A 21,871-nucleotide genomic window follows, 5' to 3' on the forward strand; every position below is an offset into this window, starting at 1 on the left:
GGCGGTGCATAACTGCCCGGACTTCGAGGAATGATCACAGCGGCATCGATGCCATGATCATGACGAGCAACCGGGGGGTCCGGGTGACCGACGACCAGTTCATCGCGATGTCCGCGGTGCTGACCGGCTTCGGCGGCGAGGAGTTGCGCGCGACCGGGATGGCGGCCGAGTACCGGGCGCTGGTGCTGGAGCGGGCGGGGGCGGAGCCGTTGGCCCGGCTGGTCGCGGCGGCGGACGGGTCGGGGCCGCCGCGCCTGGACGAGGAACCGGTCCGGGAGTTGGCGCGGGCCGTCGCCCACCTCTGGTACCTCGGCGCCTGGCCCGGCTTACCGGCCGCCCAGGGGGCGCACGTGGTCTCCTCGCGCGCCTACGAACAGGGCCTGGTCTGGCGGGCCTTCGGCGGCCACGCGCCGGGCGCGGTGGCCCAGGGGTTCGGCAGCTGGGGCGACCCGCCGCCGGGTGGTCCGCCCGGCGGCGCGGCGCGGACCGACCCCGGGGTGCCGCGATGAGCGGTCCGGGCAGCCGCCGCTGGGACGTCATCGTGGTCGGCGCCGGGTTCGCCGGATCGCTGGTCGCCAAGCAACTGGCGGACCACGGCTGGCGGATCCTGGTGCTGGAGGCCGGCCACGGCGCGCCCGATCCGGCGCAGGCGCACCTGGACGCGCTGGCGGCGCACCGCACCGCGTCCGCCAAGGTGCCCAACTCGCCCTACCGGACCAGCGAAGCGGCGCCGTCCCCCGACGTGACCGACCTGGCGGGCCTGGCCGAGGGCGGATTCCGCGCGGACGGGTACTTCGTGCAGCGCGGCCCGCTGCCCTACGCCAGCGGCTACCTGCGGGCCAACGGCGGCACCGGGCTGGCCTGGACGGGCCTCGCACCGCGGATGCACCCCGAGGACTTCCGCGCCGGCGACTTCGGCCACGGCCGCAACTGGCCGATCGGCTACGGCGACCTGGAGCCGTACTACCGCGCCGCGGAACGCGAGATCGGGGTGGCCGGTGACGCCGAGGAACAGCGCGAGGCGGTCGGCCTGCCCTTCCCCGACGGCTACCGCTTCCCGATGCACGCGATCCCGCGCAGCTACCTGGACCAGGTGATGGCGACCGCCCTGGACGGCCGGTGCGTCCGGGACCCGGACGAGGCGGCGCCGACCCGGCTGCGGGTGGTCACCACGCCGCACGCCCGCAACGGCCGGCCCGACCCCGGCTACGACGGCGGCGCCGGCTACCGGCCCGCGCCGGCCCCCGGGCAGCGCGGCGGCGGGGAGCTGTGCCAGGGCCACGCCAGCTGCGTGCCGATCTGCCCGGCCCAGGCCAAGTACACGCCGCTGAAGACCCAGGCCCGCTGGGGCCCCTCCGTCACCCTGGTGACCCGCGCCGTCGTCACCCGGGTGCGGATCGGCGGCAACGGGCAGGCCACCGGCGTCGAGTACCGCAGCTACCGCGAGGACGGCACCGCCCACACCAGCCACACGGTCGACGCCGACCTGGTGGTGCTGGCCGCGCACGCGATCGAGAACGCCAAACTCCTGCTCGCCTCCGGCGCCGCCAACAGCAGCGACCAGGTCGGCCGCAACCTGATGGACCATCCGGTGCTGCTCACCTGGGGCCTGATGCCCCAGCAGATCGGCGCCTACCGGGGCCCCGGCTCGACCTCGGGCCTCGAAGGCTTCCGGTTCGGCGCGGCCCGCGCCCGGCGCGCCCCGTTCCGGGTCGAGATCGGCAACTGGGGCTGGACCTGGGCCCTGGGTCCGCCCGACGGCCGGGTCGCCGAACTGCTGCGCGGCGGCGGCCCGGACGGGCGCGGCCTGTTCGGCCCGGAGCTGCGACGCACCCTCGGCGACCGGATCGGCCGCGAGATCGCGTTCCAGTTCGAGATGGAGCAGGACGCCGACCCGGCCAACCGGGTCACCATCGACCCCCGCCACCGCGACGCGCTCGGCAACCCGCGCCCGGTGCTGCACTACGACCTCTCCGACTACGTCAAGCGCGGCATCGCCGCCGCGAGGAGCGTCTCCGACCAGCTCTTCGCGCTGCTCGGCGCCGAGGACCACACCCGCTTCGAACCCGGGCCGGCCTGGCCCGGCTACTTCGAGTACCAGGGCCGCGGCTACGCCTACCGGGCCGCCGGGCACGGCGCCGGCACCCACATCATGGGCGACTCGCCCGCCGGTTCCGTGGTCGACCAGTGGCAGCGCTGCTGGGACCACCCCAACCTCTACGCGGTGGGCTGCGGCAGCATGCCCACCGTCGCCACCTCCAACCCCTCGCTGACCATGGCCGCCCTCGCGCTGCGCAGCACCGAGGCGATCCACCGCGACCTGCTCGCCCGCCACCGCAGCGCCCCCGCCCAAGGTGCCCCTGCCCAGGGTGTCGCTGCCCAGGGTGTCGCTGTCGCCGACCCCGCACTCCAAGGAGCCGAGACCCCGTGAACCACGACCAGCCGCTGCCCCTGCCGCCCGTCCCCGCGCCGTACCAACTGCCGTTCCACTACGGCGCACTGCACAACATCGGCATCGACTACCTGGTCGACCCGGCCCCGGTGCGGGAGGTCCTCGCCGAACGCCACCCCGAGCTGACCGCCGCCGACTTCGACGGGCGGGCCTGCGTCTCGCTCAACTACCAGCTCTACTTCGCCCAGTACCCGAACGGCGGCGGGATCACCCAGGAGATCGAGGTCAACATCATCGCCCACCCCACCGGCGCCGCCGGGCGGTTGGGCGCGATCGGCTACCAGGAGTACGCGCGCGGCGTCGACCAGACCAAACTCCTGGGCATCGCCCGCATCCACGTCCTGTGCGACAACCCGCTCGCCATCGACGCCGGCACCAAGCTCTACGCCGAACCCAAGTACCCCGGCTGGTTCGAGACCACCATGCCCTCCCTCAACGGCCCCGCCGAGGACCGGACCTGGTCGATCAGCTGCAAGCGGGCCGCCTTCACCGCAGACCGCGGCGGCATCGAGCGGCAGGACCACACCCTGTTCTCGTTCCGGGCCGACCTGGCGGGCCTGGCAGCCTCGCTCGTCAACAACACCCCGATCACCGGCTACGGCACCGATCCGCGCCACGGCCTGCTGGCCGGCCCGATGAACGTCTACCAGCCCTACCAGTACCACCCGTTGGACGGCACCGCCGCCGACCGGGTCGGCCTCACCGTCAGCGACCCCGCCAGCGGAGTCGGGCGCCACCTGGCCGACCTGATCGGCGAGAGCCCGGCCGCCGCCGTCTGGACCTACCAGTCCGCGCCGGTGGCCGCGCACAACCGCCCGTACTACCTGCCGTCCAAGGCCTGACCCGGGGAGGTCAGTTCGCCACGTCTCGGCCCTTCTCCGGGAACTTCGTCCCTGGGGCGAGCGGAATGACGGCGGCGTTCAGCACCGCGCTGTTGGGCAGCAGCATGGGGCCGTCGAGCGTGTCGAGTTCGACGAAGAGCAGGGTCATGTCGCTGACCTCACCCTGGATCCGGCCGCCGAGCGCGCCGGACTGGAGGCTGATGCTCTGACCGAGCTGGAAGGGGCGGGCGGTCAGCAGCACCAGACCGGCGAAGATGTTGCCGAGCACCGGCTGGGCCGCGATGCCGACGATGACGCCGGTCAGGGCGCCGCCGAGGATGAGCCTGCTCCACGGGACGTCCAGCAGGCTCAGGGTGCCGATGATGACCAGGGCGTAGCCGGTGAGCAGGCAGAGCATCCGCAGGGCGACGATCCGGGTGTCGCCGAAGCGGTTGGGGACCAGCTTGAGCAGGTCCTGGGTGGCGCCGCGGACGGCGACCAGGGCGAAGACGAGGAAGACGACGGCGCTGGCCACCGCGATGCCCCGGTCGGTGAGCCGGTGCCGGGAGGCCGACTCCCCGAGCAGTCCGCCGTAGTAGGTGGAGACGACGAGCCCGCTGATCGCCAGCGTCGTGGTGACGACGGCCTGCCGGGTCCGGATGACCCCGCGCAGCGGCAGCCGAAGGTCCAGGTGGGGCACGCGGTGACTGCCGGTGCGGTTCTCGTCCATGGCTGCATTCTTCCAAGCTCCCGCCGTTGCCGTGGAGTCGAGCGGGGCTGACGAGACGTCACTTCATGCCGGGGTCGCCGACTGGACAACGGCCCTATGAGGCAATGTTTCCCGGGAACTTGGAGTCCTTTGGTGCAATCTTGGCACAAGGATGACCATCCCATTTCCTTCGTGCTTACGGTCGTTGCACCCGGGCCGTGGACGCGGCCCGACAGGCACTGGAGGTTTCCCATGCGACGCACCCTCACCAAGGTCGGCAGCCTCGCGGCGGTCTCGGTCATCGCCCTGGCGCTGGCCCAGCCCGCCCAGGCGGCGCAGCGCACCGGCGCGGGCGCGCGCCCCGCGGACGCGGTGGCGCCGGCCTACTTCGAGTTCGCCGACGGCACGGACACCTTCGTCTTCGAACTGACCGACCCCGCCAGGATCCAGCAGGCCCGCGACATGCTGAGCGGCGTGGACACGGCGGACACCGGCGTCATGGGCACGGTCGTCAAGACCCCCGCCCCGTACAACCAGCCCTGGAACTTCCAGCTCGACCCGAACTCGGTGAAGTTCTTCGGTATGGCCACCGAGGTCTGCGACTCGAGCATCCGCTACGTGAACGACCACCTCGACGAGGTGGGCGGCGCGCTGCTGCCCAACTCGACCTGGTGCCCGTGGCACTCGAAGCTGACCCGCGAGGTCACCGCGCCGCAGGACCAGGCGCGCTGACACGTTCCGTTCCGGCCGCCGGGAGCTCCGGCGGCCGGAACGGACGCCTTTGTCCGTACGGGCCTACTCCGCCAGTAGCGGCGTGATGGCGGACGGGCTGACGAACTCGGCGGCGAGCGCGTCCATCATCAGCTCATCGCAGACCCGGCCGAGCCAGTACCCGGCCTCGCGGAGCGTTCCGGCGGGTCGGAAGCCCGCTCTCTCGTAGGCGCGGACGCCCGCCCTGTTCGGGGCAAGGACCTTGAGCCAGACCATCCGCAGATTGGTCACGTGGAAGGCGTAGTCGAGGACGAGGCGGGTGGCGGCGGTGCCAAGGCCCTTGCCCCGGGCCTCGGCGGCGAGCATCACGACGTACTCGGCGGTGCGGACGGAGGGATCGGGCAGCAGGGTGGCGACGCCGGCCGGGACCGGCTGTTCGCCGGTGAGGTCGTAGACGGTGAAGCGGATGTTGTCGCCGTGCAGCTGGTGGGCCATGCCCTCGGTGCGGGCCTCCAGTGACTCGGGCTGCTGGCGGCCGTAGCCGACCAGGAGCACCGGGTCCTGTTCCCAGCGCCAGTACGTCTCCACCAGGTCGGCGCGGTAGGGGCCGAGGCCGCAGGTGGTGTCGCGGACCCAGATGATCGGCTCAGGGCTGGCGGTGATGGCGGGCTTCGAGGGTGAGGACGGGCGTGTAGGCGAGAGTGGAGGTCGGTTCGGCGACCGGTGTGCCGTCCACAGTAGGCCGATTCGGTGGTTCAGGCTCAGCTGGCGAGAGCCTCCCCGAGCCGTGCGTGAGCCGGGCCGGCGAGGGTTCGGTGCAGGGCCTCAGCCCGGGACCGGACCAGCCCGTCCCGGTACGCCGCAGGCAGCTGCTCCCAGACCCCGACTGCCATGTCGGCTGCGGCGGCTGGGTCGCCGTCCTTGCTCAGACAGGTCGCGGCGTCCATGGTCAGCAGGGCACGGGTCATCACGGACGGCGACCTGGTGAGGGCGAGGGCCGCTTCCTGTTCGGCGTTCGCCTCACGGGTGCGGCCCATCAACGTGAACGCCTGCGACAGGTGGACGTGGTGCTTCTGCAGCGGGTAGCCGAACCAGGTGTCGGCGGCCTGCACGGTGTTGAGGCGTTCGGCGATGTTGCGGGCATCGGCGACCGCGCGAAGGGCCCCTTGGTGGTCGCCGGTCGAGGCCAGGGCCCGTGCGGTGACGGCGGCGGCCAGGGCAGCGGCCGCCGTGGGGTTTCGGCCTGCCTCGCGGCGGGCGCTGCTGGCCAGGCTCGCAGCGGCATTCGGGGCGCCGTAGTTGAGCGGGACCATCGCGTGCCGGGCCAGGACCCAGGCCAGCATGTGCCGGTCGCCGGACTCGCGGGCGGCTTTCTCGGCGGTGGCGAACCAGCCGTGGGAGTCGCGCTGATCGCCCCGGTCGTGCTGGATGATCGCGACCAGTCCAGTGATTCCGGCGGCTGTTCGGGCTAAGTCGACTCGGCTGTCGGCAGGGTGTGAACGGCTGAGGACGTCCTGTAGAAGATCGAGGTCCTGACGCATCTGAGTCAGCACGACCTCCGGCGCCCGGCCGTTGTAGCCGCCGCGGTGGCGCTCGAACGCCCCGTCGAGGTAGGCGAGATCGCCGGCGTCGGAGCCGGACAGGCCGGGGCGCCACCGCCTGTGTGCGCCACGCCCTGGACGGCCACGGCCACCGGGACGTGGCGACCATGCCGCACTTGATCTTCGACTCTGCTCTGTACGAGGGCTACCGGGCCACGATGCGGGCCACCCCCGCTTCCGGGGCCCACCGGCCGTTCCAGATCAGCCCGCGCCAGCCGGAGACCGCAGTGGGCACCGGCCTGGCCTTCGTCGGCGAGGGGGCGGACATGCTGCTGCTGGAGCCGGGGATGTTCTCGGTGGACGTGCTCACCACCCTCAAGCGGAAGACGTCGGCGCCGCTGATGCCGTTCTCCGTCTCCGGCGAGTACACGCGCCTTGCCCCGCTCGACCTGGCCACCGGGCGACGGGACTTCCGGCCGCTGCTGGAGCTGTTCACGATGCTCAAACGCTCCGGCGCCGACTGGATCATCACCTACGCCGCCGGCGACCTCGCCCGGCTGCTGACCGGCTAATACTGCAACTGCACTTGCGTGACGATCATGGTTTTGGCTCGTTGAAGTGACTGTGTGCTGAAGAGCTGACGGTTGAGCAGGTCGAGTCGTGGTCCGATGGCATAGCCGGGTTCCATGCCCGGTTCGCCCACCATTTCGGCAGGTCGGAGCCCCGCGAGCGGGCGCTGGACTACCTGAGGGGGCTACTGGCCCCGCTGGAGCGGAAAAACGGCTGGACGCTGTCCGAGCAGGTCGGGCAGCTGCGCCCGGACTCGGTCCAGCGCCTGCTCAACCACTCCGAGTGGGACGAGGACGCGGTCCGCGACGACGTGCGCGACTACGTGGTGGAGACCATCGGCACCAGGGACGGCATCCTGATCGGAGACGACACCGGCTTCCTGAAGAAGGGCACCAAGTCCGCCGGCGTCCAACGCCAGTACACCGGCACCGCCGGCCGGACAGAGAACAGCCAGATCGGAACGTTCCTGGCCTACGCCTCGACCAAGGGCCGTGCGCTGATCGACCGGGAACTCTACCTTCCCGTCTCCTGGACAGATGACCGCGAGCGCTGCCGAGCTGCCGGCATCGACGACGAGATCCCGTTCGCGACCAAGAACGAGCACCTCAAGTGGATGCTGCAGCGCGCGATCGACGCCGGGGTCCCGTTCGCATGGGTGACCGCCGACGAGGCGTACGGGCAGGTGAAACACCTGCGCTCCTGGCTGGAGGAACGAGGCGTCGCCCACGTGCTGGCCACCAAGGTCAACGACACCGTCATCACCACCAGTTGGGCCGATATCCGCGTGGACTCCCTGATCGCCGCCCTGCCCCGCCAGGCATGGAAACGCCTTTCCGGCGGGCAGGGCGCACACGGCGAACGGATATACGACTGGGCCCGCGTCGCGATCCGCCCCGTATGGGAGAACGGCTTCGGGCACTGGGTCCTGGCCCGCAGGTCGGTGAGCGACCCCACCGAGATCGCCCACTACGTCTGCTACGGCCCCGTCGACACCCGCCTGAAAGACCTGGTCAAGGTGGCCGCGGCCAGGTGGGCCGTGGAGGAGTCGTTTCAGATCGCGAAGAACGAGTGCGGCCTGGACCACTACCAGGTCCGGCTCTACCGCGCCTGGTACCGCCACATCACCCTGTCCATGGCCGCACTCGCCTACCTGACCGCCCTACGCGCCCAGGAAGCCACAAAAGGGGCACCGCAGACGACGAGCAAGACCTCATACCCCTGAGCGTCCCGGAGATCCGCCGACTGATGGGCCACCTCGTCAAACCCCGCCACCAGACCAACGAACACCATCTGCACTGGTCACGCTTCCGACGACGCAGCCAAGCCCGAGCACGCCGATCCCACTACAAACGCCGAGGCCACACTCCCCAGATGCGGTTGCAGTACTAAGCGGCCGGGCGGATCTGGGCCAGGATCGCCTCGGCGCCCTGGCCCAGGAGAAGGCCGGCCACCTGAAGGCCCAGCTTCTCCGGCTCCGAGACGGGGCCGGAGAGGCGGGCCTCAACCTGCTTCGTCCCGTCCAGGGAGGTGACCTGCGCGTGCAGCGACAGCGTTTCGTCGCTGGCCTTCGCGTAGGCGCCGACCGGCACCGAGCACCCACCGTGCAGCTCGGCGAGCATCGCCCGCTCGGCCCGCACCTCCGCATCCACCACAGCGTCCCCGGCCGTGGCCAGGATCTCGCGGGCCGGCTCGTTGTCCTCGCGGATCTGAATCCCCAGCGCCCCCTGGCCGGGCGACGGCGGGAACTGGTCGAGCGGCAGCAGTTCGCCGATCGCATCGTCCAGGTCGAGCCGCGCCAGCCCGGCCGCCGCCAGAACGACGCCGTCCAGGTTCATCGTCTTGAGCTTGTTCAGCCTCGGTGGCACGTTGCCGCGGATCGGCACGAACACCAGGTCCGGGCGGACGTGCAGCAACTGCGCGATCCGGCGGGCCGCCGAGGTGCCGACCCGGCCGGCCTGCGGCAGGCCCGCCAGCGTCGAGCCGCACAGCGCGTCCCGCACGTCCTCACGGCCGGGCGGAGGCAGCAGGACCAGCCCCGACGGGTTGCTGGTCGGCAGATCCTTCAGCGAGTGGACGACCACGTCCACCTCGCCCCGCACCAGCGCGGCTTCCTGCTCGGTGGAGAACGCGCTGCCGCCCGAGCGGGCCGACACCTGCGAAAGGGCCGTCTTCCGGTCCCGGTCACCGCCTTCAAGGATCACCTGGTGGCGGAACTCGACGTCGGGAAAACGCTCCCGCAGTGGCGCCAGGAACTCCCTGACCTGCGCTCGCGCCAGGTGACTTGCCCGCGATCCGACAATCAGCGTCCGCATTCCCCAACTCCAAGCATCTGAGCAGATGTTGACCGCATGCTACTCGAACATGGCTCGACCTTTTTCCGACGGTTTGTCGGAATCGCGAAAGGAGATCGAATGCCGTCCACCCACCGCACCATCCGCATCGGCGCCCGCGCCTCGGCCATGTCGCTCGCTCAGGTCGCCCGGGTCCGCGCCGACCTGGCCGCCCTCCATCCTGGCGTGGCCACCGAGTTGGTGCCGTTCGTCGCGGCCGGCGACCGCGAGCCCGGCGAGCAGGCCGAGCTCCACGACAGGCGCGCCTTCACCGGCTGTATCGAGGACGCCCTGCAGACGGGGGTTTGCGACCTCGCTGTGCACTGCATGAAGGACGTGACCGGCGACCCGCTGGTCACCCCAGGCACCGTCTTTGCCGCCTACCCGGCCCGCGCGGACATCCGCGACGCCCTGATCCACCCTGGCGGCCGCACCCTCGACCAGCTGCCGCCCGGCACCCGGGTCGCCACCTCGGCGGTGCGGCGCGTCGCCCAGCTCACCCGCAGCCACCCCCACCTGGAGCTGGTGCCGATCCGCGGGACGGCGAACCTGCGGCTGGCAGCCCTCGACGCCGGGGAGGTCGATGCCCTGGTGCTGGCCGCTTCCGGGTTGGAGCGAATCGGCGAACAGCACCGGATCAGCGAGATCCTGACCGTCGAGCAGATGTGCCCGCCGCTGGGGGCCGCCGTGCTCGGCCTGCAGTGCCGCGAGGAAGACACCGACCTGATCGCTCTCCTCGCCCCGCTCGGCGACCGTGCGACGACGCGGGAGATCACCGCGGAGCGGGCTTTGCTGAACGTCCTGCGCGGGCACTGCAACAGTCCGATCGCAGGGTTCGCCCGGTCTTTCGAAGACGGGCACCTCGGCCTTCGTGCGATGGTCTTCTCGCCGGACGGCGCCACAGTGCTGGAGGCCCGGCAGTCGGCAGGTCGGCTCAGCCCGGAGGCCCTCGGCAGGGGAGTTGCCGCCACCTTGATCCGTGATGGTGCTCGCGACCTGATCGACTCCATCGAGCACTGACCTACCTCGCGTCAGTGCCCCGCCCGCCCCCGGAACCTGTCCGGGCGTGGGCTTCCGGCCGCTTCATCAGGGTCCTGCCCTGGGGCGCTGACCCGCGCTCGGCGCCGCTCCGGCCGCCGGGGTTGCCGGCGGCCGGAACGCGGGTTACTGCGAGCAGCTGTAGAGGGTGCCCCCCGTGCCGTCCGGGTCGCCGAAGATGGCGCCCATGCCCGTCGGGTCTGCGGCGGCGGGCGGCTGGCTCACGCCGAAGGCCGAGGCGGGGACCTCGGTGCAGCTCTGCTTCACCCAGTCGCCGATCTGGCTGACCGGTGTGCTGCCGCCTCCGCCGAAGAGCACGCCGAGGCCGCCGCCGCTCTGCAGCAGGACGAAGTGCAGTTGGCCGTTCTGCACCAGGGAGCGGAAGTGGCTCAGGGACGGCTGGGGCACCGAGCCACTGAACCCGCCCATCGGCATGACGGTGTCGCCGGTGGCCAGGATGTAGGGCGAGGCCGAGGTCCAGTTGTCCACGGCCAGGACGTACTTCGCGCTGTCCTGCCGGGTCTTGACGTAGTCGTACAGCTTGCGCTGGTCGGCCGAGAGCGTGGTGCTGATGTTGCCGCCGGGCCCACCGAAGCCGGCCGGGGGGCGGATGCCGCCGGGCCGCGTCCGGTCAGCGCCGCTCGCTCGCCCCGGCCCTCCGCCCGGCCCGGCCTGGCTGAAGAGCTTCGTGATCATCGAGCCCAGGCCTGCGGCGGGTCCGGCGCCGGCGTCGAACGAACTGCCCGCGTACTTCTGGTCGAGTACCGAGGCGGACCAGGCCACCGGGGTGACGACGGCTCCGGCCAGGCCGGCGGCCAGGCCGATCAGCAGCAGGCGGGAGGGCGCGCGATTGCTGAGCCGGCCCCACAGCATGCCGGCGACCCCGAGGGCCGCGGCGGCCAGCATCAGCCACTTCAGCCAGGGCAGGAAGCCGGGGGTGAAGTGGCCGAGGTACCAGGCCCAGGCGGTCTCGGCCGCGACGGCGACCGGCAGCAGCCAGGCGGCCCGGCCACCCTTGCGGTAGGCGTCCCAGAGCAGTACGCCGCCGGTGCCGGCCAGGGCGGCCACGGCGGGTGCCAGGGTCGACATGTAGGCGGTGTGCGGGATCGAGCTCATCTTGCTGAACACCAGGCCGACCACGGTCAGCCAGGTGCCCCACATCACGAACCCGCCCAGCAGCCGGTCGGTGCGGCCCGCGCGGCGGCGCGACCAGAGGCCGAACGCCAGGCCGAGGAAGGCGAACGGGTAGAGCCAGCCGACCTGCGGGCCGAACCTGTCCTGGAACAGCTTCAGCCAGCCGCCGTTCATCCCCGGGAAGCCGCCGCCCCCGCCGCCCGGAGCACCGCCTGGCCGGGCGAAGCCGCCACCGGGAGCGGCGCCACCAGGGGCGGCGCCACCGGGAGCCGAGGGCACTGCGCCTGCTGCCCCCGGCGCGCCGCCCCCGAAGCCCGCGTCCGCGCCTCGTGCCCCGCCCCCGAAGCCCCTGCCCGGTGCGCCGCCCTTGCCGCCCCCGCCCCCGCCGCCGAAGCCCATGGCGGGCACCGACCCGGGCACGTGGATGCCGAACCGCTCCAGTCCGTTGTAGCCGAAGACCATCGAGACCGCGCTGTTGTTGGTGCTGCCGTCCACGTAGGGCCGGTCCTTGGCCGGTACGACCGTCATCATCAGCACCCAGGAGAGCGACACCGCCACGCAGACCGTGCCCGCGAGCAGCAGGTGACCCAGCCGCCGACGCAGCCCGACGGGTGCCGCCACCAGATACCCGAGGGCCAGGGCCGGCAGGATCATCCAGGCCTGCAGCATCTTGGCCTGGAACCCGACGCCGACCCACACCCCCGCGAAGACCAGGGACCGCAGCCGCGCGTCCAGCACCGCGCGCTGGTAGCAGTCGGCCGCCAGCACCAGGCAGAAGACCAGCCCGCCGTCCTCCATCGAGTGCCCGAACATCGAGGCGACCACGGGCGTGAAGGTGAGCGCCCCGGCCGCGGCGAGCCCGGCCCTGGGGCCGGCCCAGCGGCGCACCATCCGGTACATCACCAGGACGCAGATCACGCCCTCGATGCACTGGGGCAGCGCCACCGACCAGGCGTGGAAGCCGAACAGGCGCGCGGACAGGGCCTGCGGGACGAACGAGCCGGCGATCTTGTCGGGCGTGATGGTGGCCCCGGGGTCCAGCGCCCCGAAGAGCAGCGCCTTCCAGCTCACCGACATGCTCTTCACGGAGTCGGAGTAGAAGAGCGCGTAGTCGGCGTAGGTCAGCTGCCAGGCGTAGAGGACGGCGGCCACGGCCGCGGTCACCAGCAGGGCGGGTCTGGCCCAGGCGGGTTGGTCGGCGGGGGAGCGCCAGAACTCCCAGGGCCGGCGGGTGCTCCCGGAGCCGTGCCCGGGAGTCAGCTCGGAATTGGGGGGATGACCGACGACGGTCGCGGACAAGGCGGAACCTCCTGCTGGACGGGAGTATCGACCGAGCTGAGCGGCGACTGGCCCCTCGGTGTTCGGTCCCCCGCCGTGCGCCGACCCCGCCCACCGACGGATCCCAGTAGCTGTCCTGCACCTGACACCATCATCCGACCTGACGTTCCGTCAAACAGGTTAAACAGATGAGAAGTTCCTGGGAGACCTTCGGTGCCAGGCACAGCCCTACCCGGCCGCAGCCCGGTTGATGTCCGCTGCTGCCCGTCCGCCGCCCGGAGGGAAGTGTTGCGGGCGCGTCGGCGGTTCCGCGCGCCGTCGCCGACCTCGACGCGTCGATGCGTCGATGATTCGCCAGCCCGCCGGGCGTCCCGTCGCGGCGGATGAGTCAACGGCTCGCAGACGACGCGGAGCAGGGCACGCGCCGGGGGATGGCCCTGGCGTGTGCCCTGCTCTCGGACTCCGGTGGCGATGACGGGCCGTCGGGTCAGACGGAGGCGCCGCCCGCGTAGTCGCTGTTGAACGCGTTCTCGACGACCGACTCCACGCCGGTGTCGGTGAGGATGATCCCCAGCTCGCGGTTGTTGTCGAGCGAGTTGGTGGTCATGTTCATCGAACCGACCTCGACCGCGGCGGTCGACAGGCCGTAGTCGGCCACGATCGCCTTGGCGTGGACGTAGAAGCCGGTCGAGGAGGAGTAGCCGACCACGGTGCCGCCGGCGTTCTCGATCTCGGAGATCTCCGAGGAGTACGAGGACGGGTTCTCGACCACCACGCGCACGGTCACGCCGTTCTGCGCCTGGTTGGCGATCGCGTCGACCACGGCCGGGTCGCTGAGCTCCTCCTCCTCGACGTCCAGCGTGGTGGTGGCGCCGTTGATGATGGAGAGCAGTCGGGTGCGCGCGTCGGTGGGGGACCAGAGCAGGTTGTCGCCGTCACTCGGGGTGATCGACTGGCCGGTGTAGTCGGCGTCGAAGACCTGCTCGATGGAGTTGACGTCGTTGGCGTCGTTGTCGAAGACCCCGTAGTCCCGGCTGGTCGAGTAGTACTTCGAGGTCAGGTTGCCGCTCAGGACGAGCGACTCGCTGCCGTCGACCGTGATGGTCTTCTGGTGCGTGTAGACGAACTGGGAGGACGACCAGACCACACCCACGCCGGCCTTGGTGAGGGTGTTGTACGCCGCGTTGTTGGTCGAGGTCTCCTTGCGGTCCAGGATCACGCGCACCGTGACACCCGCGTGCTCGCGGGCGATCAGGTCGTTCACCGCGGTGGTGTCCTGGAGCTCGTACATGGTCATGTCGAGCGTCTTGGTCGCCGAGTTGATGAAGTTGTAGATCGTGGGCTCGCTGCTGCTGAGCGAGAAGGCGAACGCCGAGTACGTGCTGGTGGCGTGGGCCGGCACACCGGCGGCGAGGGCCGCCGCACACGCTGTGACGGTGATGGCCGTGCGCCGCATGGACTTGCCGAACATGCTTCTCTCCCTACAAGTTGTCTACACAACAAGTGACTTGCTGCTCTCTGCAGAGCAGAACACCACGCGCGTAGACCCCGCGGAAGGTGCCGGCGGGTTAACTTGTCATGTACTTAGGAGCGGTTTCCTGACCATTCAGGCAAGCCGGGCAGCGGAGCGCGGGCGGCGGGAGCGGTCGGGGCGACAGTGAGCAACCTCTCGCGGCGCTCAGGCCGGTCCGCCCGCATGGCCACCAGGGCCGATAGCTAATATGAGAGCATCGCTCCTAGCTCGAAAGATGAACTTGTGACTGTCAATGAAGACGTGTTCACGAACTGGAAGAACCGCGAGGAGATCGCGGAGTCGATGATCCCGATCATCGGGAGGCTGCACCGGGAGCGGGACGTCACCGTCCTGCTGCACAGCCGCTCCCTGGTGAACAAGTCGGTGATCAGCATCCTCAAGACTCACCGGTTCGCCCGCCAGATCGCCGGCGAGGAGCTCTCGGTCACCGAGACTCTTCCGTTCCTGCAGGCCCTCACCACGCTCGACCTGGGCCCTTCCCAGATCGACATCGGCATGCTCGCCGCGACCTACAAGACCGACGACCGCGGTCTGTCGGTGGCGGAGTTCACCGCCGAGGCCGTCGCCGGTGCCACGGGCGCCAACAAGCTGGCCCGCCGCGAGCCGCGTGATGTCGTCCTGTACGGGTTCGGCCGGATCGGCCGCCTGCTCGCCCGCCTGCTGATCGAGAAGGCCGGCTCGGGCAACGGTCTGCGGCTGCGGGCCATCGTCGTGCGCAACAGTGGCGGTGAGGACCTGGTCAAGCGCGCCTCGCTGCTGCGGCGCGACTCCATCCACGGCCAGTTCCAGGGCACGATCACCGTGGACGAGGCGCGCAACAAGATCATCGCCAACGGTCACGAGATCACCGTGATCTACTCCGACGACCCGACGACGGTCGACTACACGGAGTACGGGATCAACAACGCCATCCTCATCGACAACACCGGCCGGTGGCGGGACCGCGAGGGCCTCTCCAAGCACCTGCGCCCCGGGGTCGACAAGGTGGTGCTGACCGCGCCGGGCAAGGGCGACGTCCCCAACATCGTGCACGGCGTCAACCACGACACGATCAAGCCGGACGAGCAGATCATCTCCTGCGCCTCCTGCACCACCAACGCGATCGTCCCGCCGCTGAAGGCGATGGCCGACGAGTACGGCGTGCTGCGCGGCCACGTGGAGACCGTCCACTCGTTCACCAATGACCAGAACCTGCTGGACAACTACCACAGCTCCGACCGCCGTGGTCGTTCGGCACCGCTCAACATGGTGATCACCGAGACCGGTGCCGCCTCGGCCGTCGCCAAGGCGCTGCCCGAGCTGAAGGCGCCGATCACCGGCAGCTCGATCCGCGTCCCGGTGCCGGACGTCTCGATCGCGATCCTCAACCTGCAGCTGGCGCGCGAGACCAACCGCGCGGAGGTCCTCGACTACCTCCGCAACGTCTCGCTGGCCTCGCCGCTCAAGCGCCAGATCGACTTCATCAGCGCTCCCGACGCGGTCTCCAGCGACTTCATCGGTTCGCGCCACGCCTCGATCGTCGATGCCGGTGCCACCAAGGTCGATGGCGACAACGCGATCCTCTACCTGTGGTACGACAACGAGTTCGGCTACTCCTGCCAGGTCGTCCGGGTCGTCCAGCACGTCTCCGGCGTGGAGTACCCGACCTACCCGGTCCCGGCGGTCTGACCCCGGCGAACGCCGGTCTGATCCCGCATCCCGCCGCCCGCACCCGTCAGGTGCGGGCGGCGGCTTTGTGCTTTCCTGACGCACCGTCAGGGAAACGGGTGCGGGTGGGGGTTGAGGGCGGGCGGGGTCAGGGCGGCGGGGGTGCGGCCGAGCCGGTGCGGGACGGTCAGCAGGCGGGGCAGGCCCTCGGTGCGGCGCAGCTGGTGGCCGAAGGTCATCGGGAGCAGGCCGGGGACGATGACCTTGGCGCAGGCCAGGTCCGCCGCGCGGTGGACCGAGGTGGTCTGGTCGACCACGATCACCTCCAGGCCGTCGCTCGCGTAGCGGTCCACCAGGGCGTCGAGGTCGGCCCGCAGGTCGTCGCGGGCGGGCCACGGGTAGGCGGCGGACAGCTCGCGGATGTCGCGGCGGCCGTTGGCGGGCGAGAGCAGGAAGTCGAAGCGGTCGAAGGTGCCCGGGTCGCAGTAGAGCAGCGCGTGGTCGTCCATCTGCCGGACCAGCTCCGGGTCCGCGCGCATCGCGGCGGCCCGCTCGCGCTGGTCGGGATAGAGCGACAGGTAGACCTCGGTGACGGCGGACAGCTCCTGGAGGGCGGCGGCGATGCCGCGCTCGGGGTGCAGCGCGGAGCCGGCCGCGCAGAACGCCTTCGGGCGCGCCGGGGCCGCGCCGTCGAGCGAGTCGCTGGTCGAGTCGTCGATCGCCATCGCCCAGAAGCTCGGCACCCGCTGCTCCATGGTGATGTCGAACACTTCGATCCGGTAGCCGGTGCGCGCGGTGATCCGCTGCGCCATCAGCGGGACCCGGGTGTCCCGGGCGCCGCTGAGGTCGATCGACGGTGCGGGCATCCGGGCGTACCAGGTCAGCAGGAAGGCGTCGCGTTCGGCGAGTTCGAGCAGCCCGTACAGGGCGGCCTCCTCCAGGCAGCTGCCCAGGGCGCAGCCGTTGGAGATCTCCGAGACGAACGGCCGCACCCGCTGCCCGTCCGGCTGGTGGCGGCCCACCCGGTAGTAGGCCAGGCTCTCCGGGACGAGCACCGGCTCGGCCCGGGTGAAGGAGTAGCCCCAGACCCAGGGGAGTTCCAGCTCCTCGTGGTAGCGCTGGAACGGGAAGCCGGGCTCCGCGTAGCGGTGCGCCGGGTGGCCGCCCACGCTCGCCGGGTCCAACGCGGCTGCGCCCAGGGCGCGGTGGCTGCCGGTGACGACGGTGCGGCGCCCGCCGGGACGCCCGCCGCCGAGCCGCTCCAGGGCCTCGGCGAGGGCGGTCACCCGGGCGGAGCGGTAGTCCAGCGAGCGACCGTAGCCGCCGTCCACCGAGTCGGGCGGCCCGGTGACCGAGGTGACCATCGGGAAGGCGTACACCCCGCGCGGGCGGACGTTCTTGATCACGCCGGTCTCGTCGTCGACAAACAGCGCCTCCAACGCCTCGGTCTCGGCGGTCAGTTCGCGCAGTCGCAGGACGGCCGGATCCGGCTTGGGCAGCGGCACGGCGCGCACGGTGGCGAGTTCGGGCGAGTCGGGCGGCAGCGCGGCGCAGGCGGGGCAGTGCGGGTCCGGCAGGAAGCGGTGCCGGGAGATGCCCAGCGTGCTGAGGTCGATCATCACCACCTCGTCCGCCGGCGCGGTCAGTTGACGATGCGTCAGGGTGGCTGCCAGCTCGGCGGCCAGCGGGGTCAGCAGCGGCGAGACCGTCGCGGCCAGCCGGTCGGCATGCTGCCTGGACAGTTCGGCGTGCTCGGTGGCGTCCTCGCGGGCGCCGGCCCGGCGCTCGGCCACGCACACGTCGCAGCCGGGGTGGCCCGGGCGCACCAGCGGGCCGATCACGATCCGGTCCAGCTCGCCGCGCACCGCGAGCCAGGCGCCGCCCTCGGCCCGCGCGGCGGTGGCGAGCCGGTCGGCCGCGCCGGGGGAGTCGGCGGCGAGGACGGTGAGCGGGCGAGGGGCGAGCGGCTGGACGGCGGCGAGGGCGCTGCCGAGCAGCCCGTCGTCGTGCCTCAGCTGGACGGGGTGCAGGTCAGGCATGGTGGCTCACCGCTTTGACGACGTAGGGGAGGACTGCGGCCAGCGCGGGGTCGTGGTCGAGCGGCACCAGCACGGTGTCCGGCCCGCCGTGGCCGCGCCGGGCGGCGGCGACCGCCGCGTCCCAGTCCCGGCCCGAGCCGACGCCGGGCTCGGCGGGCTCGGCGGGTGAGTCGGGTGAGCCGGCCGGGGCGGCCGGGTCGGTGAAGACGGCGGCGGCCGGCACCAGGACGGCTTCGCCGCGCTCGGGGGACCAGGCCCAGAGTGCCGGGCGGCCGTCGGCGCCGGGCAGGCAGCGGCGCGGGTCGAGGCAGCGGGCGGCATACCGCTCCAGCGCGCTGCGGGCGGCGGCGATCCGGGCGGCGGCGAAGTCCACCCCGCTGCCGCGCACTTGGTGGTGCGTGCCGTCGGCCGGGTCGCGGAGCGTCGCCCAGGTCGAGCAGTCCGGCAGTTGGAGCAGTGAGCCTTCGTCGATCTCGGCGAGCAGGCCGGTGCGCGGGTCCACGCAGCCGATCGCTAGCCGGGAGAACGTCTCGTCGGCCATCGCCGGGCCCTGCGCGAGCCCGCTGATCCGGGCGCGGAACTGCTCGCGCGTCTGCGCGGTGGCGGGCAGAGCGGCGGGATGCGGGTGGTAGCGGTGCCGGGTGGTGGTGAGCGTGGCCAGGTCCAGCCGGAGCAGCTCGCGCGGCGCGGGGGCGGGCGGTTCGGCGGCGGGTGGTTCGGTGGCGGTGTACGCCTGCTGGAGCAGGTGGACCAGCAGGGCGGCGATGACGGCGGTCGGTGCGGCGCCGGGGTCGGGGTCGGTGCCGGTCGGTGTGGTCGCGGTCGGCGCCGGTCGGCTGCCGGTCACCCGCAGCCAGGCGCCCGCCCAGCCGCCGCCCGCCGGGTCCTCGCCCGGCCGCCGGACCGGGCCGAGCCAGGCCGCGTCGCCGTGGTGCGCGGCCTGGGCGAACCACTGGCCGCCGCTCCCGCACAACTCGTCGAGCCGGTGCGCGAGGTCGACGGCACCGGGCCGGGCCAGGTGCAGCACGGCGTCATGCGTGGTCGCCTGCTCGGCGATCAGCCGGACGTCGGCCGGGCCCAGCACCGTGACGGCGCCGGTGACCCCGCTGCGGCGCAGCGCCCGCTCCAGCGCCGCGCCCTCGGCCGGCCCGGCGACGGCGAGCACCCGCAGTCGGGTGTAGGCGCGTTGGCGCTCCGCCGGTCGTTGGTCCGCCAGATCCTCCAGCAGCGCCAGCGACTCCAGCCGGTCGAGCACACCGGTGACCAGCAGGTGGCGCTGCGGCGGCAGTTGGGCCAGCAGCTGCGCCACCGTGCGGGTGCCGTCCAGGAACGGTGCCAGGCGCTCGATCCAGCTGTGGATGCCGGGCTCGGCGAGCAGCTGGACCCCTCGGCTGCTGCGCACGTAGGCCGCGTCCTGCCCGGTGGGGACGGTGAAGACGTCGGCGCGCAGCCGGGGCAGGGTCTGCGGTGTCACCATCGGCCGGCTCCTCCTGTTCGGGTGTCGGCGGTTGGTGTGTCGGCGGTTCGGGCGCCCGCCGGCCGGCCGGGCTGCTGTTCGGGGGTGCTGCCGACCTGCGCGGGGCCCACCAGCGCCACCAGCAGGGTGGTCCTGGAGCCGGCCGCTTCCCCGAGCAGCGCGTCGGCGCCCTCGATCAGGAAGTCGCAGTGCAGCCGGCTGCCGAGCGAGCGGCCCGCTGCCCGGGACGGTACGGGCTGCGCCGCCGCCGCGAGGCAGACCCGCTGGCCGGCGATCCCGGCCGCCAGGTTCTGCATCCGGTACCAGCGGTCACCGAAGCGCGGATAGCCGCGCTCGTAGTCGCCGGTGACCAGGACGGCGAAGGCCGCTTCGTAGCAGGCGACGGCACTGGGACCGACCGGGAAGAGCGCGCCCGGCGGCGGCCCGTCGCCGACCCGGTGCAGCTGCCCCGAGCCGGGGTCGTGCCGGTAGCAGCCGGGGGCGACGCCCTCGACCCGGTTGACCAGACAGTAGGGCTCGATACCGGCGAACCCGTCGATGGCGCCGTCGCCCGAGTCGGTGACCCGGGCGGCGGCGAGGACGGCGTCGAGCTCCGCGCGGCTCACCGCCACGGGGTGGAAGCCGCCGCGCGCCGAGCGCCGCTCCCCGAAAGCGCTCGCCGGGAACGCGGCGGCACGGGGCGCGGTGGCCGGCGGTGCGGCGGCCGGCGGTGCGGTCGCCAGCGGCGGGGCGGCCGGGAGCACCTCGGCCGGCCCGGTGGTGACGACCGCCCGCACGCTCTCCACCGCCGGGTCGAGGCCGAGGAGTTCGGCCAAGCCGGCCTCGTCGAACCGGCTGTGCAACTGGGCGGTCAGCCCCGCCGCCGCCCAGAGCGCGAGCGCCTGCCCCGCCAACACGCCCGTGTCCAGCACCTGGAGCCGACGGCCGAACTCGCCGTACCGGACGGTGTTCCGCTCCCTAGCACAGCTGAGCACCAGGACCAGCGCCGGTTCGCCGACCGGGGGATCGGCGAGTCGGCCGACGATCTCCGCGCGCCGATCCGCGCCGCTCAACTGCTCCAACGCGTGGGCGGTGGGCAGATAGTGGGCCAGGCCGAGCCGCGGCGCCGCGACGTAGACCTCGCACGGGTACACCCCGCCGCCGGACGGCACCGGTCGGGCCGCCGTCACCCCGCCGATCGACCAGAGCAGCCGGGTCACCCCGTAGAGCGAGCCGAGCAGGTCGCCGAGCTGCGCGCCGGGGCCGATCTCGGCGGCGGGCGGGTAGTTGAGCGGGTGCAGCGGGGTGTGCGGGAAGCTTCGCGGCGCGGGCACCGCCGTGCGCGCCGTTCCCGGGCCGGCGGGGCGCGGCAGTCGGCTGCCGAACTCCTGGTGGTAGCGGCGGGCAGCCGCACCCGGTGGCGCCGTCACCGGCTCACCGTCCCGCTCGGCGTGTTGGGATGGGCCGCGACGAAGGCGAGCACGGTCTGCTCTGCGTCGACGCCGTAGGCCTGCTCGACGGCGCGGGCCGCGAGGTGGCAGAGCAGGTAGCGGCCGAGTCCCGGGATGCCGAGCCGGGCCAGGTGCAGATAGGTGTAGTTGAGCATCAACCGGTAGCGCTGGAACCGCTGATCGCGGAACATCAGCTCCCAGTAGGCGTGGTTGCCCACGATGGCCCGGTGGAACGGGCTGCGCTCCAGCAACTCGTCGAAGCTGCCGTCCGCGCGGTCGGGGATCTCCGGCGGCGGGATCAGACCGGCTGCCGCCAGCTCGGTCCAGCGCTGCCCCAACGGGTCGAGCGCGGCCACCCACTCCCGGACCAGTGGCAGCCCGCCCGCAGCGTCCGACTCGCCTGCACCGCCGGTCGATTCGCCCGCCCGGTCGAAGGTGTCGACCACCGCGTGCACCTGCGCGATCAGCAACTCACGGTTGGCGGCGAACCGTTGATCGAACGCGGTGCGCACCGAGGGGTCGACGGTGCTCAGGAACCCGTCCGCGTGCGAGCGGAAGGAGATGAAGCCGCGCCGCACGGTCGGGTCGTCGGGGTGCCGGCACAGGGTGTGCGCGGTGGCCAGCATCAGCCGCAGGGCCAGCAACTCCCGGTTCTGCCCGGCCGCGACGGCCGCCAGGTGCGTGAAGACCAGCTCGTTGGTCCGGGTGTAGAAGGCGGCGAGTTCGTCGGCCGCCGTCTCGCTGCCCAGCACCTCGGTACGCCGGTCGTGCGCGGCCCAGCTGATCGCGTTGTCCGGGTAGAACGGCGTCAGCGACCCCTGCTCCGCCTCGCTCTCGGCCAACTTGCGGTGCACCGGAAGCAGTTCGGCCTCACTCGGTACCGGTCCGGCCGACGGGCAGCGCCGCAGGTACTCCCCGACCAGCTCCTCGACGGCGGGCTCGACGACCTCGCGGAACGCCTCGGTGGTGGCCTCGAAGACCACGCGCAGGTGCGGCCCGCGCCGCCAGTGCCGGACGAAGTACGCGGTGTCGACGTCGGGCGCCACCCGGGCCAGCAGCGGTCGCACCGCGCCGAGGATCAGCGCGTCGCGGTCCTCCTGGTAGTAGGAGATGTGGACGGCGCGCCATTCACGTGGGGTCATCTTCTCTGTCCGTTCCGC

General features: G+C 72.2%; 17 protein-coding genes and 1 pseudogene. 8 read left to right on the forward strand and 10 right to left on the reverse strand.

The features are described 5' to 3' along the window. The first annotated feature begins 59 nt into the window (after positions 1–59). Genes OG403_RS28315 through OG403_RS28325 form a run of 3 tightly spaced genes read left to right on the forward strand, consistent with a single transcriptional unit; the run spans position 60 to position 3,294 of the window. On the forward strand, positions 60–509 hold the full coding sequence (locus OG403_RS28315; RefSeq protein WP_329569191.1) for a hypothetical protein: 450 nt from the start codon (positions 60–62) through the stop codon (positions 507–509). Continuing rightward, positions 506–2,431 carry a GMC family oxidoreductase gene (locus OG403_RS28320; RefSeq protein ID WP_329569193.1) on the forward strand — a complete coding sequence of 642 codons (1,926 nt, stop codon included), beginning with the start codon at positions 506–508 and terminating at the stop codon, positions 2,429–2,431. The genes OG403_RS28315 and OG403_RS28320 overlap by 4 nt, the downstream gene beginning before the upstream one ends. Continuing rightward, a complete protein-coding gene (locus OG403_RS28325) occupies positions 2,428–3,294 on the forward strand; it encodes a hypothetical protein (RefSeq protein WP_329569195.1) in 867 nt (288 codons plus the stop codon). The genes OG403_RS28320 and OG403_RS28325 overlap by 4 nt, the downstream gene beginning before the upstream one ends. 10 nt (positions 3,295–3,304) lie before the next feature. Here OG403_RS28325 and OG403_RS28330 read toward each other — a convergent pair whose 3' ends face one another. Then, positions 3,305–4,003: a mechanosensitive ion channel family protein gene (locus OG403_RS28330; RefSeq protein WP_329569197.1), complete on the reverse strand. Its 699-nt coding sequence runs from the start codon at positions 4,001–4,003 to the stop codon at positions 3,305–3,307. Between the two features lie 231 nt (positions 4,004–4,234). Here OG403_RS28330 and OG403_RS28335 point away from each other — a divergent pair, with 231 nt between their 5' ends. Beyond that, on the forward strand, positions 4,235–4,714 hold the full coding sequence (locus OG403_RS28335) for a BP74-related protein (RefSeq protein ID WP_329569199.1): 480 nt from the start codon (positions 4,235–4,237) through the stop codon (positions 4,712–4,714). A gap of 63 nt (positions 4,715–4,777) precedes the next feature. Here the strand turns inward: OG403_RS28335 and OG403_RS28340 are convergent, their stop codons facing one another. Together OG403_RS28340 and OG403_RS28345 are read right to left on the reverse strand one after the other, a co-directional pair. Beyond that, entirely contained in the window at positions 4,778–5,332 is a 555-nt protein-coding gene (locus OG403_RS28340) for a GNAT family N-acetyltransferase (RefSeq protein WP_329572616.1), read from the reverse strand. Between the two features lie 122 nt (positions 5,333–5,454). Next, positions 5,455–6,234, reverse strand: a complete 780-nt coding sequence (locus OG403_RS28345; protein WP_329569201.1) for a hypothetical protein — start codon at positions 6,232–6,234, stop codon at positions 5,455–5,457. Between the two features lie 119 nt (positions 6,235–6,353). Here OG403_RS28345 and OG403_RS28350 point away from each other — a divergent pair. Further along, positions 6,354–6,806 (forward strand): annotated as a pseudogene (locus tag OG403_RS28350) (hypothetical protein); the annotation flags it as partial. A 65-nt stretch (positions 6,807–6,871) separates the two neighbouring features. Then, positions 6,872–8,026 (forward strand): IS701 family transposase, encoded by a 1,155-nt coding sequence (locus OG403_RS28355; protein WP_442911037.1) that lies wholly within the window; start codon positions 6,872–6,874, stop codon positions 8,024–8,026. Between the two features lie 163 nt (positions 8,027–8,189). Here OG403_RS28355 and hemC (OG403_RS28360) read toward each other — a convergent pair whose 3' ends face one another. Then, positions 8,190–9,116, reverse strand: a complete 927-nt coding sequence (gene hemC, locus OG403_RS28360) for a hydroxymethylbilane synthase (RefSeq protein WP_329569203.1) — start codon at positions 9,114–9,116, stop codon at positions 8,190–8,192. 99 nt (positions 9,117–9,215) lie between these two features. Here hemC (OG403_RS28360) and hemC (OG403_RS28365) point away from each other — a divergent pair, with 99 nt between their 5' ends. Beyond that, positions 9,216–10,154, forward strand: coding sequence for a hydroxymethylbilane synthase (gene hemC / locus OG403_RS28365; RefSeq protein WP_329572619.1), 939 nt, complete (start codon positions 9,216–9,218; stop codon positions 10,152–10,154). A gap of 144 nt (positions 10,155–10,298) precedes the next feature. Here the strand turns inward: hemC (OG403_RS28365) and OG403_RS28370 are convergent, their stop codons facing one another. Together OG403_RS28370 and OG403_RS28375 are read right to left on the reverse strand one after the other, a co-directional pair. Further along, the gene (locus OG403_RS28370; protein ID WP_329569205.1) at positions 10,299–12,605 is read right to left on the reverse strand and encodes a glycosyltransferase family 39 protein; all 2,307 of its coding nucleotides are present in this window, start codon (positions 12,603–12,605) and stop codon (positions 10,299–10,301) included. 466 nt (positions 12,606–13,071) lie between these two features. Continuing rightward, the gene (locus OG403_RS28375; protein WP_329569207.1) at positions 13,072–14,055 is read right to left on the reverse strand and encodes a phospholipase D-like domain-containing protein; all 984 of its coding nucleotides are present in this window, start codon (positions 14,053–14,055) and stop codon (positions 13,072–13,074) included. Between the two features lie 285 nt (positions 14,056–14,340). Between OG403_RS28375 and OG403_RS28380 the strand changes: the two genes are divergently transcribed. Then, entirely contained in the window at positions 14,341–15,786 is a 1,446-nt protein-coding gene (locus tag OG403_RS28380; RefSeq protein ID WP_329569209.1) for a glyceraldehyde-3-phosphate dehydrogenase, read from the forward strand. 86 nt (positions 15,787–15,872) lie between these two features. On the opposite strand, the gene OG403_RS28385 is transcribed toward OG403_RS28380, so the two are convergent. From OG403_RS28385 to OG403_RS28400, 4 genes are read right to left on the reverse strand one after another with little or no spacing between them, the layout of a single operon-like run. Beyond that, a complete protein-coding gene (locus OG403_RS28385) occupies positions 15,873–17,804 on the reverse strand; it encodes a TOMM precursor leader peptide-binding protein (RefSeq protein WP_329569210.1) in 1,932 nt (643 codons plus the stop codon). Then, the gene (locus OG403_RS28390; RefSeq protein ID WP_329569211.1) at positions 17,797–19,281 is read right to left on the reverse strand and encodes a hypothetical protein; all 1,485 of its coding nucleotides are present in this window, start codon (positions 19,279–19,281) and stop codon (positions 17,797–17,799) included. The genes OG403_RS28385 and OG403_RS28390 overlap by 8 nt, the downstream gene beginning before the upstream one ends. Further along, on the reverse strand, positions 19,275–20,690 hold the full coding sequence (locus OG403_RS28395; protein ID WP_329569213.1) for a nitroreductase family protein: 1,416 nt from the start codon (positions 20,688–20,690) through the stop codon (positions 19,275–19,277). Before OG403_RS28395 ends, OG403_RS28390 begins: the two co-directional genes overlap by 7 nt. Further along, positions 20,687–21,853, reverse strand: coding sequence for a thiopeptide maturation pyridine synthase (locus OG403_RS28400; protein ID WP_329569215.1), 1,167 nt, complete (start codon positions 21,851–21,853; stop codon positions 20,687–20,689). The genes OG403_RS28395 and OG403_RS28400 overlap by 4 nt, the downstream gene beginning before the upstream one ends. Positions 21,854–21,871: the final 18 nt, after the last annotated feature.

It is taken from the genome of Kitasatospora sp. NBC_01266, from assembly GCF_036242395.1.
Classification (GTDB): Bacteria; Actinomycetota; Actinomycetes; order Streptomycetales; family Streptomycetaceae; genus Kitasatospora.